This window comes from Vibrio sp. D54 (assembly GCF_021728075.1).
Taxonomy (GTDB): domain Bacteria; phylum Pseudomonadota; class Gammaproteobacteria; order Enterobacterales; family Vibrionaceae; genus Vibrio; species Vibrio alginolyticus.
The window spans coordinates 1-13,209 of sequence record NZ_JAKKCS010000027.1 but is presented as its reverse complement, the minus strand read 5'-3'; the positions used below and the strand labels follow the sequence as shown (position 1 = coordinate 13,209).

General features: G+C 45.8%; 9 protein-coding genes and 1 pseudogene. 1 reads left to right on the top strand and 9 read right to left on the bottom strand.

Annotation, left to right across the window (positions count from 1 at the left end):
* Window positions 1-110 precede the first annotated feature (110 nt).
* The gene (locus L3V37_RS22730) at window positions 111-602 is read left to right on the top strand and encodes an Rsd/AlgQ family anti-sigma factor (RefSeq protein ID WP_005382515.1); all 492 of its coding nucleotides are present in this window, start codon (window positions 111-113) and stop codon (window positions 600-602) included.
* Between the two features lie 173 nt (window positions 603-775).
* Here L3V37_RS22730 and rpoC read toward each other — a convergent pair whose 3' ends face one another.
* The 9 genes and pseudogenes from rpoC to L3V37_RS22685 form a co-directional block, all read right to left on the bottom strand.
* Window positions 776-4,978 (bottom strand): DNA-directed RNA polymerase subunit beta', encoded by a 4,203-nt coding sequence (gene rpoC, locus L3V37_RS22725; protein ID WP_005382514.1) that lies wholly within the window; start codon window positions 4,976-4,978, stop codon window positions 776-778.
* A 104-nt stretch (window positions 4,979-5,082) separates the two neighbouring features.
* Window positions 5,083-9,111 (bottom strand): DNA-directed RNA polymerase subunit beta, encoded by a 4,029-nt coding sequence (gene rpoB, locus L3V37_RS22720; protein WP_005384685.1) that lies wholly within the window; start codon window positions 9,109-9,111, stop codon window positions 5,083-5,085.
* 252 nt (window positions 9,112-9,363) lie between these two features.
* The gene (gene rplL / locus L3V37_RS22715) at window positions 9,364-9,732 is read right to left on the bottom strand and encodes a 50S ribosomal protein L7/L12 (RefSeq protein WP_005382540.1); all 369 of its coding nucleotides are present in this window, start codon (window positions 9,730-9,732) and stop codon (window positions 9,364-9,366) included.
* A gap of 57 nt (window positions 9,733-9,789) precedes the next feature.
* A complete protein-coding gene (gene rplJ, locus L3V37_RS22710) occupies window positions 9,790-10,284 on the bottom strand; it encodes a 50S ribosomal protein L10 (protein ID WP_005382538.1) in 495 nt (164 codons plus the stop codon).
* Window positions 10,285-10,580: 296 nt separating this feature from the next.
* Entirely contained in the window at window positions 10,581-11,282 is a 702-nt protein-coding gene (gene rplA, locus L3V37_RS22705; protein ID WP_005384683.1) for a 50S ribosomal protein L1, read from the bottom strand.
* 4 nt (window positions 11,283-11,286) lie between these two features.
* The gene (gene rplK / locus L3V37_RS22700; RefSeq protein WP_005384682.1) at window positions 11,287-11,715 is read right to left on the bottom strand and encodes a 50S ribosomal protein L11; all 429 of its coding nucleotides are present in this window, start codon (window positions 11,713-11,715) and stop codon (window positions 11,287-11,289) included.
* Between the two features lie 164 nt (window positions 11,716-11,879).
* The gene (gene nusG, locus L3V37_RS22695) at window positions 11,880-12,428 is read right to left on the bottom strand and encodes a transcription termination/antitermination protein NusG (RefSeq protein ID WP_005384681.1); all 549 of its coding nucleotides are present in this window, start codon (window positions 12,426-12,428) and stop codon (window positions 11,880-11,882) included.
* A gap of 13 nt (window positions 12,429-12,441) precedes the next feature.
* Complete coding sequence (gene secE / locus L3V37_RS22690; protein WP_005384680.1) at window positions 12,442-12,822, bottom strand: preprotein translocase subunit SecE; 381 nt, start codon at window positions 12,820-12,822, stop codon at window positions 12,442-12,444.
* Between the two features lie 266 nt (window positions 12,823-13,088).
* Window positions 13,089-13,209: pseudogene (locus L3V37_RS22685) on the bottom strand (elongation factor Tu); the annotation flags it as partial.

Genomic DNA, 13,209 nt, shown 5'->3' with positions numbered 1-13,209 from the left:
TTAAGTAAATGTGCACTCTAAATTCTAGTAAGGACAAGAGTTTGTAATAACTTTACTAACTTTGCTTTGCAAAGGATACGTTCGCCGATGGGCGATCAGATCATGAGGGCATGGTCATGCTAAGAAAATTCAAACAAACACAAGACCAGTGGGGTGGCTCAAGTGATGTCATTGATCACTGGTTAGAGACACGACAATCCCTGATTGTTGAATATTGTAAGCTTGCAGCGCTGCAACCTTGTTCGAAAACCAATGTTATTGAACTCCCATCTCCTTCCGAACTGCAGGATTTCTGTCAGCACCTCGTTGATTACATCTCCGAAGGCCACTTTAAAATTTATGACATGGTTATGGACCGTTGGAAAGCAACCGGCTTTGTCGTGACTAATGAGATCAATCAAACCTATGGTCAAATTGTTCTAACGACTGAACCTCTATTGAACTTTAACGATAAGTACTCAGAAGTGACTGAAGATGATGAATTAAATGATTTCGATTCTGATATGTGTCTCATTGGGGAAATTCTTGAGACTCGCTTTGAAGTCGAGGACTATCTGATACAGCAAATCGCAGAAAGCCTGTCTATGCCACCTGGGGCTTAGTATTTGCAAACATTTAGAAATAGAGTGAGAGAAAAGACTGACGATCATCGTCGGTCTTTTTTGTTTCTAGCTTTATCGAAAATCCCACCGGAAGAACAAAGTAGTATAAAAAACTAAAAAGGCACCCGAAGGTGCCTTTTTCTTAAGCTTTTAACGATTACTCGTTATATGACTTACTCTTCAGAAGAGAAACCAGCGTTTAGAAGTGCCGCTAGGTTATCCGTTGCTTGCTCAGCAGAAGGACCATCTTGCGCTTCAGAACGTTTAGCTTGACGCTCTTGGTGGTATGCGAAACCAGTACCAGCTGGGATCAGACGACCAACAATTACGTTCTCTTTCAGACCACGTAGGTCGTCACGCTTACCAGAAACTGCAGCTTCTGTTAGTACGCGAGTTGTCTCCTGGAACGATGCCGCAGAGATGAACGACTCAGTCGCTAGAGATGCTTTAGTAATACCTAGTAGTTCACGTTCGAAACGTGCAGGCTCTTTGCCTTCAGCTTCTAGGTTACGGTTAGCAATCTTAACTTGTGAGTATTCAATCTGCTCACCAGGTAGGAACTCAGAGTCACCAGAGTGAGTAATAGTACACTTACGTAGCATCTGACGAACGATAGTTTCAATGTGCTTATCGTTAATCTTAACGCCTTGTAGACGGTAAACTTCCTGTACTTCGTTAGCAATGTACTGCGTTACCGCGTGTACGCCACGTAGACGTAGGATGTCATGTGGAGACTCTGGACCATCTGCGATCACATCACCACGTTCAACTTTTTCACCTTCGAATACGTTCAACTGACGATGCTTAGGAATCATCTCTTCGTAAGCTTCACCGCTTTCACGTGTGATCACTAGGCGACGTTTACCTTTCGTCTCTTTACCAAAGCTCACAGTACCTGTGTGCTCAGCAAGGATTGCAGGCTCTTTCGGCTTACGTGCTTCAAATAGGTCAGCAACTCGTGGAAGACCACCGGTGATATCTTTGTTACCGCCAGACTTCTGAGGAATACGTGCTAGTGTTGCACCAACACCTACTGCTGCGCCATCTTCGATGTTCACAATCGCTTTACCAGGTAGGAAATAGTGAGCTGGCATATCAGTACCAGGGATCATTACATCGTTACCTTGCTCGTCAACAAGTTTGATAGCTGGACGCATATCTTTACCTGCTGAAGGGCGAGCTGCTGGGTCAGTTACTTCGCTTGAAGATAGACCAGTTAGGTCATCAGTTTGACGAGATACTGTTACGCCGTCGATCATATCTACGAACTGGATGCGACCTGCTACCTCAGTAATGATAGGTAATGTGTGCGCTTCCCAGTTTGCAACTGTTTCGCCAGCTTGAACTGTATCACCATCGCCTTTGCTTAGTAGCGTACCGTAAGGCAGTTTGTGCTTCTCTTTAGTACGACCAAACTCATCAACGATAGTTAACTCTGTCGCACGAGAAGTGATAACGATCTTACCGTCATCAGCCAATACAGATTTAGCGTTGTGTAGCTTGATAGAACCGTTGTTCTTAACTTGAACACTGTTCTCTGCCGCTGCTGTCGATGCCGCACCACCGATGTGGAACGTACGCATCGTTAGCTGTGTACCTGGCTCACCGATAGACTGAGCAGCAATAACACCCACTGCTTCACCTTGGTTCACTAGGTGACCACGTGCTAGGTCACGACCGTAACATTGTGCACAACAACCGAAGTCAGAATCACACGTTACTACAGAGCGCACTTTCATGCTGTCTACTGAGTTCTCTTCCATGATTTGACACCACTTCTCATCGATCAGGGTGTTACGTGGAATAAGAACGTCTTCAGTGCCAGGTTTTAGTACGTCTTCAGCAACAACACGACCAAGAGCAAGCTCAGAAAGTGCAACTTTAACATCACCACCCTCGATGTGAGGCATCATGTCGACACCTTCGTGAGTGCCACAGTCATGTTCAGTTACAACAACGTCTTGAGCAACGTCTACTAGACGACGAGTTAGGTAACCCGAGTTTGCTGTTTTCAGTGCCGTATCCGCAAGACCCTTACGAGCACCGTGCGTTGAGATAAAGTACTGAAGTACGTTCAGACCTTCTTTAAAGTTCGCTGTGATCGGTGTTTCGATGATTGAACCATCTGGACGCGCCATCAGACCACGCATACCCGCAAGCTGACGAATCTGTGCTGCAGAACCACGAGCGCCCGAGTCCGCCATCATGTAGATGCTGTTGAATGACTCTTGCTGTTCCTCTTCACCGTCACGGTTAACTACCGTTTCAGATGAAAGGTTTTCCATCATTGCTTTCGCAACACGGTCGTTGGTCGATGCCCAGATATCGATAACTTTGTTGTAGCGTTCGCCCGCAGTAACAAGACCTGATTGGTACTGTTCCTGGATTTCACGTACTTCTTCTTCCGCTTCTGCGATTTCAGTGTACTTAGCTGCTGGTACAACCATATCGTCGATACCAACAGATACACCAGAAAGTGCCGCGTATGCGAAACCTGTGTACATGATTTGGTCAGCGAAGATTACTGTGTCTTTCAGACCTAGTTTACGGTACGCCTCGTTAAGTAGGTTAGAGATTTGCTTCTTACCTAGCTTTTGGTTAACGATGCTGTACGGTAGACCAGCTGGCACGATTTGCCATAGCATTGCACGACCAACAGTGGTGTCTACCATCTTGGTTTCTGTAGTGCTGTTGCCATCTTCGTCTACAACAGTTTCTGTAATACGTACTTTAACGCGTGCGTGAAGCTCAGCTTGTTTAGTGCGGTATGCTTTCTCAGCCTCTTCTGGGCCAGAAAGGTACATGCCTTCACCTTTCACGTTGATCTTTTCACGAGTCATGTAGTACAGACCCAATACAACGTCCTGAGAAGGTACGATGATCGGATCACCTGACGCTGGCGACAGAATGTTGTTTGTCGACATCATCAGAGTACGAGCTTCAAGTTGTGCCTCTAGAGTTAGAGGTACGTGAACCGCCATTTGGTCACCATCGAAGTCCGCGTTGTACGCCGCACAAACAAGTGGGTGTAGCTGAATCGCTTTACCTTCGATCAGTACTGGTTCGAACGCCTGAATACCTAGACGGTGAAGTGTCGGTGCACGGTTCAATAGTACTGGGTGTTCACGGATTACTTCGTCTAGGATATCCCAAACGACCGCTTCTTCACGCTCTACCATTTTCTTAGCAGCTTTGATTGTAGTCGCAAGACCACGAGTCTCTAGCTTGCTGTAGATGAATGGTTTGAATAGCTCAAGTGCCATCTTCTTAGGAAGACCACACTGGTGTAGACGAAGGTATGGACCTACTGTGATTACAGAACGGCCAGAGTAGTCTACACGTTTACCTAGAAGGTTCTGACGGAAACGACCTTGTTTACCCTTGATCATATCAGCAAGAGATTTCAGAGGACGCTTGTTAGAACCTGTGATCGCACGACCACGACGACCGTTATCTAGTAGCGCATCAACAGACTCTTGCAGCATACGTTTTTCGTTACGTACGATGATGTCCGGAGCAGCTAGCTCTAGAAGACGCTTCAAACGGTTGTTACGGTTGATCACACGACGGTATAGATCGTTAAGATCAGAAGTCGCAAAGCGACCGCCATCTAGAGGTACTAGAGGACGTAGATCTGGCGGAAGTACTGGAAGTACAGTTAGGATCATCCACTCAGGGTTGTTACCCGATGCGATGAACGCTTCTACCAGCTTAAGACGCTTAGTTACTTTCTTACGCTTAGTTTCAGAGTTTGTTGTCTCTAACTCTTCACGCATTTGTTCTGCTTCAGCGTGCATATCCATAGAACCTAGTAGGTCCTTGATAGCTTCCGCACCCATCTTAGCAGTGAACTCGTCGCCCCACTCTTCTAGACGATCTAGATACTCTTCTTCAGTAAGCATCTGACCTTTTTCTAGATCAGTCATACCAGGCTCTGTTACTACGTACATTTCGAAGTACAGAACGCGTTCGATATCACGTAGAGGGATATCCATTAGTAGACCGATACGAGACGGTAGCGATTTTAGGAACCAGATGTGAGCTACTGGTGAAGCCAGTTCAATGTGGCCCATACGGTCACGACGAACTTTAGTTTGTGTAACTTCTACACCACACTTCTCACAGATAACACCACGGTGCTTCAGGCGCTTGTACTTACCACAAAGACATTCGTAGTCTTTAACTGGACCAAAGATACGCGCACAGAACAGACCATCGCGTTCAGGTTTGAACGTACGATAGTTGATCGTTTCAGGTTTTTTAACTTCACCGAAAGACCATGAACGGATCATGTCTGGTGAAGATAGACCGATTTTGATTGCATCAAATTCTTCGGTCTTATGCTGTGCTTTTAGAAAGTTTAATAAGTCTTTCACAATCAGCTCCTGTAAGGAGTTAAAAGGAGCTCACTTGCTAAAGTGAGCACCTTCTTCCAAATAATCGCTTTGATTCTCTCGACTTTCATCAAGAGAGAAAAGGATTACTCTTCGTCTTCTAGCTCGATGTTGATACCTAGCGAGCGGATCTCTTTCAACAGTACGTTGAACGATTCTGGCATGCCAGGTTCCATGCTGTGGTTACCGTCTACGATGTTCTTGTACATCTTAGTACGGCCGTTAACGTCATCCGACTTAACCGTTAGCATTTCTTGTAGCGTGTAAGCAGCACCGTATGCTTCTAGTGCCCATACTTCCATCTCACCGAAACGCTGACCACCGAACTGAGCTTTACCACCTAGTGGCTGCTGAGTTACTAGGCTGTACGAACCAGTTGAACGAGCGTGCATCTTGTCATCAACAAGGTGGTTCAGTTTGAGCATGTACATGTAACCAACAGTTACAGGACGCTCAAACGCATCACCTGTGCGACCATCAAACAGTGTTAACTGACCTGATGTTGGTAGATCTGCTAGCTCAAGAAGTGCTTTGATTGACTCTTCTGGAGCGCCATCAAATACAGGAGTCGCGATTGGTAGACCGCCACGCAAGTTCTTGATCAGAGTACGTACTTCATCATCAGATAGAGAAGCAATGTCTACTTTCTGGCGAGTGTCGCCTAGATCGTAAACTTTTTGTAGGAACTCGCGGAATTTCGCTAGTTCTTGCTGCTCTTTAACCATCTGGTTGATCTTGTCACCGATACCTTTCGCTGCCAGACCTAAGTGTACTTCTAGGATCTGACCGATGTTCATACGCGAAGGTACACCCAGTGGGTTAAGTACGATGTCTACAGGCTGACCTTTCTCATCGTATGGCATGTCTTCAACAGGGTTGATCTTAGAGATTACACCCTTGTTACCGTGACGACCCGCCATCTTATCACCAGGCTGAATGCGACGTTTAACCGCTAGGTAAACCTTAACGATCTTCAGTACACCAGGTGCTAAATCATCACCTTGAGTGATCTTACGACGCTTAGTTTCGAACTTCTTATCGAAGTCGGCTTTTAGCTCATCCCACTGCTCAGCAAGTTGCTCAAGCTGAGTTTGTAGTGCGTCATCTTCTAACGTTAGTTCTAGCCACTTCTTACGATCAGTTGTGTCTAGTTTCGCTTCAGAGTAACCGCCTTCAATCAATACAGCTTTAACACGGTTCAGAAGGCCGCCCTCAAGAATCTGGAATTCTTCAGTTAGGTCTTTCTTCGCTTCTTTAAGCTGCATCTGTTCGATTTCAAGCGCACGCTTGTCTTTCTCTACGCCATCGCGAGTAAAGACTTGAACGTCGATGATCGTACCTGATACAGAGTTAGGTACACGTAGTGAAGTATCTTTAACGTCAGATGCTTTTTCACCGAAGATTGCACGTAGTAGCTTCTCTTCAGGCGTTAGCTGAGTTTCACCTTTAGGTGTAACTTTACCAACTAGGATGTCGCCACCCTTAACTTCAGCACCGATGTAAACGATACCTGACTCGTCTAGTTTAGACAGAGCAGACTCACCTACGTTTGGAATATCCGCTGTGATCTCTTCAGAACCAAGCTTAGTATCACGCGCCACACAAGTCAGTTCTTGGATGTGGATAGTCGTGAAACGGTCTTCTTGAACTACGCGCTCAGATACTAAGATCGAGTCTTCGAAGTTGTAACCGTTCCAAGGCATGAACGCGATACGCATGTTTTGACCAAGCGCTAGTTCACCAAGGTCTGTTGAAGGACCATCAGCAAGAACGTCACCGCGTGATACAGGCTCACCTGGCATCACACATGGGCGCTGGTTAATACATGTGTTCTGGTTAGAACGTGTGTATTTAGTCAGGTTGTAGATGTCGATACCAGCTTCACCTGGTACTAGCTCTTCTTCGTTAACTTTAACAACGATACGAGAAGCATCTACTGACTGGATTACACCACCACGTTTAGCAACTGCAGTTACACCTGAGTCAACTGCTACGTTACGTTCAATACCAGTACCAACAAGCGGTTTGTCAGCTTTCAGTGTTGGAACTGCCTGACGTTGCATGTTCGCACCCATCAATGCACGGTTCGCATCATCGTGTTCTAGGAACGGGATAAGCGATGCAGCGATAGATACAACCTGGTTTGTCGCAACGTCCATGTACTGAGCGTGCTCACGAGGGTGTAGACCAGATTCACCTTTCTGACGAGCTGTGATCAGCTCATCTGCAAAAGTACCATCTTCGTTTAGCTTAGCGTTCGCCTGTGCGATAACGAATTGGCCTTCTTCGATTGCAGATAGGTAATCTACTTCGTCTGTTACTACGCCATCTACAACGCGACGGTATGGTGTCTCTAGGAAACCGTACTCGTTACAACGCGCAAACGCAGATAGAGAGTTGATCAGACCGATGTTTGGACCTTCAGGCGTTTCGATAGGACATAGACGACCGTAGTGAGTTACGTGTACGTCACGTACTTCGAAGCCAGCACGTTCACGAGTTAGACCGCCAGGACCCAACGCAGAAATACGACGCTTGTGCGTTACTTCTGATAGCGGGTTGTTTTGGTCCATGAACTGTGAAAGCTGTGAAGAGCCAAAGAATTCTTTAACTGCCGCAGAAATTGGCTTCGCGTTGATCAAGTCTTGAGGCATGATTGCGTCAAGATCGCCTAGGCTTAGACGCTCTTTAACTGCACGCTCAACACGTACTAGACCTACACGGAACTGGTTCTCAGCCATTTCGCCTACAGAACGGATACGACGGTTGCCTAGGTGGTCGATATCGTCCACTTCGCCCTTACCGTTACGGATCGCGATCAGCTTCTTCATCACTTCGATGATATCAGTTTCATCAAGTGTGCCTTGCTCTTGAGCATCTTCACGGCCGATAGAGCTGTTGAACTTCATACGACCAACAGTCGATAGATCGTAACGCTCTTCAGAGAAGAATAGGCTTTCGAATAGAGCTTCTGCAGCTTCTTTTGTTGGCGGCTCACCAGGACGCATCATGCGGTAGATTTCTACCAATGCAGAAATACGATCAACCGTGCTGTCGATACGTAATGTTTCTGACATGAATGGACCGTGGTCTAGATCGTTCGTAAATAGAACTTCTAGCGCTTTGTGGCCTGCCTGAGATAGGTTCGCTAATGCTTCCAGGCTGATTTCCTGGTTAGCGTTAACAATGATCTCGCCAGTTGCTTCATTGATGTAATCTTTAGATGCAACTTTACCAACGATGTACTCAACTGGTACTTCGATGTGATCAACGCCATCTTTTTCTAGTTGGCGGATATGACGAGCTGTTACGCGACGACCCTGCTCAACGTAAACTTTACCATTTGCTTCGATGTCGAATGACGCAGTTTCACCACGTAGACGATCAGGAACCAACTCCATCAATAGAGTTTGGTCTTTCACTTCGAAGTTCACTTTCTCGAAGAAGATATCTAGGATTTCTTCTGTCGACTTACCTAGTGCACGAAGGATGATCGATGCTGGTAGCTTACGACGGCGGTCGATACGAACGTACAAGTTATCCTTAGGATCAAACTCGAAATCAAGCCATGAACCACGGTAAGGAATAACACGTGCGTTGTATAAAACTTTACCTGAAGAGTGGGTCTTACCCTTATCGCTGTCGAAGAACACGCCTGGGCTTCGGTGCAGCTGGGATACGATAACCCTCTCGGTACCGTTGATTACGAAGGTACCATTGTCTGTCATGAGTGGAATTTCACCCATGTAGACTTCTTGTTCTTTAATGTCTTTTACAGTACCTGCTGGCGCGTCTTTATCAAAGATAACTAGGCGTAGTTTTACACGTAGTGGCTTTGAGTAAGTTACACCGCGGATTTGACATTCTTTAACGTCAAAAACTGGCTCACCAAGACGGTAGCTAACGTATTGCAGCTCAGAATTGCCGTTGTAGCTCTGAATCGGGAATACAGAACGGAAAGCGGCTTCAAGACCGTATTGACCTTCAGGATCCTGTTCGATAAATTTGTCGAACGAATCGAGCTGGATCGATAGCAGGTATGGAATGTCCAAAACTTGTGGACGAGTACCAAAGTCCTTACGGATGCGCTTTTTCTCGGTATAAGAGTAAACCATGGGGTTCCTCAGCTCGCTGATAAGTGACCCAAACTGTCCGCCCGCTCCTAGTTACTTAAGGGGGGTAAGGGACAGTGACTAATATAGCTGTTTACTGTAGTGACATTTCATTTCGTAAGAATGAAATGTTTTTTGCATGGATATCAGGCGCTTAAACAGCGGGAAAATTCGCCTATACCCTACAGCGCAAAAAGGCCGGTGGTTAAAAAACCACCAGCCAATTAGCCGTTAGGCTAAGAAACTATGCAATAATTACTTAACAGCAACAGTTGCACCAGCTTCTTCTAGCTGAGCTTTAAGAGCTTCAGCTTCTGCTTTCTCAACACCTTCTTTAAGAGGTGCTGGAGCGCCGTCTACTAGAGCTTTAGCTTCTTTAAGACCTAGGCCAGTTGCGCCACGTACTGCTTTGATTACAGCAACTTTGTTACCGCCAGCAGCTTCTAGGATTACGTCGAATTCAGTTTGCTCAGCAGCAGCTTCGCCTGCAGCAGCGCCGCCAGCTACAACAGCAGCAGCAGCAGAAACACCGAATTTCTCTTCCATTGCTTCGATTAGTTCAACAACTTGCATTACAGACATTTCTGCAACTGCGTCTAGGATTTGCTCGTTAGTAATAGACATAACAATTCTCTTTTAAGTCAACAATAAGTTTATTAAGCAACCAGTAAAAAGCAAGGCTTATGCCGCTGCTTCTTGTTTTTGATCGCGGATAGCTGCGATAGTACGCGCCAGCTTGCCAGCCGAAGCTTCTTTCATGCACATCATTAGGCGTGCAATTGCTTCGTCGTAAGTTGGTAGTGTTGCTAGTACTTCAGCGTCAGTTAAAGCGCCTTCAAATGCAGCAGCTTTGATCTCGAAATCTTTGTTCTCTTTAGCGAAGTCTTTGAAAAGACGCGCTGCAGCACCTGGGTGCTCATTAGAGAATGCGATTAGAGTAGGACCAGTGAAAGTGTCAGTTAGACACTCGTACTCAGTACCTTCAACCGCACGACGAGCAAGAGTGTTACGAACAACTCTCATGTAAACGCCAGCTTCACGAGCTTGTTTACGTAGAGAAGTCATCGCGCCAACTTGAACGCCACGAGAATCAGCTACAACTGCAGAAAGTGCACCACTGGCAGCTTCGTTGACTTCAGCAACAATTGCTTTTTTGTCTTGAAGGTTTAAAGCCATCTTGGATTTACTCCTGGTTGTCGTTACACCACTCACTATCATCACGACAGTGAGAGCTATTGAGGTGCTTCCCCAGAAGAAAGTTAACTATATTACATAGAGCTTTCTGTCAGTTCGGGCACCATCTACGTAGGATAATTAAGTTTGCTTTTACTACACAAACACCTACGGTCTTGGACGGAGACTGGGTCTTAATTCATTTCGAACTAGGAGACAGTTCAAAGAACCAAAGTTCAGCCCCAACCACAAATATTAGGCGCAAAATTATACACTAATTTTGCGCCTAAGCAAATAAATTATGCTTGAGTGTTCAGGCTAGCCTGATCAACAGCAACACCAGCACCCATAGTAGTAGAGATGCTTACTTTCTTCAGGAAAGTACCTTTCGCTGAAGATGGCTTAGCTTTCTTCAGAGCAACTAGAAGTGCTTCTAGGTTTTCTTTGATCTGCTCAGCAGAGAAGTTTGCTTTACCGATAGTAGTGTGGATGATGCCGTTTTTGTCGTTACGGTAACGAACCTGACCAGCTTTAGCGTTTTTAACTGCTTCAGCAACGTTAGGAGTTACAGTACCAACTTTAGGGTTTGGCATAAGACCGCGAGGACCTAGGATAGTACCTAGTTGACCTACAACGCGCATTGCATCTGGAGAAGCAACAACTACGTCAAAGTTCATTTCGCCTTTCTTAACTTGCTCAGCAAGATCTTCCATACCTACGATGTCTGCGCCAGCTTCTTTAGCTGCTTCAGCGTTAGCACCTTGAGTGAACACTGCAACGCGGATTTCGCGGCCAGTACCGTGAGGTAGTACAGTTGCACCACGTACGTTCTGGTCAGATTTACGAGCATCAATGCCTAGGTTAACAGCAACGTCTACAGACTCAACGAATTTAGCAGTCGCTAGTTCTTGAAGAAGAGCAACAGCTTCGTTGATTTCGTATTCTTTAGTTACGTCAACTTTTTCGCGGATTACGCGCATGCGCTTAGTTAGTTTTGCCATCTTATTAACCCTCTACCACTAGGCCCATTGAACGAGCAGTACCAGCGATAGAACGCTTCATCGCTTCGATGTCAGCACCAGTCATATCAGCAGCTTTAGTTTCTGCGATTTCTTGGATTTGAGCGTCAGTTACCGTACCCACTTTTTCAGTGTTTGGACGACCTGAACCAGACTTAACGCCAGCAGCTTTCTTAAGAAGAACAGCAGCAGGTGGAGTCTTAGTTACGAACGTAAAAGAACGGTCGCTGTATACTGTGATAACTACTGGAGTTGGTAGACCTTTCTCAATAGATTCTGTTTTTGCGTTGAACGCTTTACAGAATTCCATGATGTTCACACCGTGTTGACCTAGTGCAGGACCTACTGGTGGACTAGGGTTAGCCATACCAGCAGCAACTTGTAGCTTGATGTAAGCTTCAACTTTCTTAGCCATGATAATTCCTAAGTTTGGGTACAAACGCTAATCGCGGATCAGCTCCCCGTTTGTGTAAGAAACTTTTTACTTCACTTGAAGTAAAAAGGCGCGAAATTATAGTCATAATCCGCGCCTTATACAACCCTAAAAAGGTGATTTTTTATACTCTTTAACGAAGAGTCTTAGTCCAGCTTTTCAACCTGACCAAATTCAAGCTCAACTGGTGTCGCACGACCAAAGATCGATACAGACACTTTCAGGCGGCTCTTCTCGTAATCCACTTCTTCAACAGTACCGTTGAAGTCAGCAAATGGACCTTCGTTAACACGTACCACTTCACCCGCTTCGTACATTGTACGCGGACGAGGCGCTTCACTCGCTTTCTCAAGACGATTAAGAATCGCGTCAGCCTCTTTATCCGTGATAGGTGCCGGACGGTCTGAGGTACCACCAATGAAGCCCATGACACGCGGCACACTGCGTACTAGGTGCCATGATTCATCGTTCATAATCATCTGAACAAGGACGTAACCTGGGAAGAACTTACGCTCAGATTTGCGACGCTGACCCGCGCGCATTTCCACTACTTCTTCAGTAGGAACCAGTACTTCACCGAATAGCTCTTCCATGCCGTGCATTTTGATATGCTCGCGCAGAGATTGAGCTACACGACCTTCAAATCCAGAGAAGGCTTGAACCACATACCAGCGTTTTTTTGGAGCTTCACTCATGAATAAAAACCCTCTATACCCCAGTTGCTAGAGCTACTAGACGAACCATAATTCCGTCAATACCCCATAGCACTAGAGCCATTACAATACTTACAGCTAAAACGATCAGTGTTGTTTGCATGGTTTCTTGGCGAGTAGGCCAAACAACTTTACGTACTTCCATACGAGATTCTTTTGCAAAACTGATCGCTGCTTTACCTTTAGTCGTTGTTGCTGCAACGCCTAAGGCAGCTGCAATAAGAACAACAACGCCTGCAGCACGAACCACTACAGACATTTCACCATACAGGTAATTACCCACAACAGCGGCAGCTGCCAATACGAAAGCGGCTACCCACTTAAACGTATCTGCTGCGTTTGAGCTATCAGGAGTTTCAGCATTATTTGCTTTCATAAAACCAACCTGTTACAAGTCTTAATATAGACGACAACAACCCCGCTGTTGCAGGGCAAACTCCATATCGCTGAAAAAATCAGCGTACTCTTCTTAAGATTAAGCCTCTTTGCTTAATCTTGCTCTGCGCCCAACCCACTTCTGAACAAGAAAACAGCAAAAATAATGTTGAGTGCAGAAAAAGGGCATCAAATGATGCCCTTTTTGCTACTGGTTCGTCAAATCTAATTCAAGATTTTCCGAAAGCATCGCTAATTCGCTATGAATTAGTCGAAGATCTTAGCAACAACACCAGCACCTACTGTACGGCCACCTTCACGGATCGCGAAACGTAGACCTTCGTCCATTGCGATTGGTGCGATTAGCTCTACAGTCATCTGTACGTTG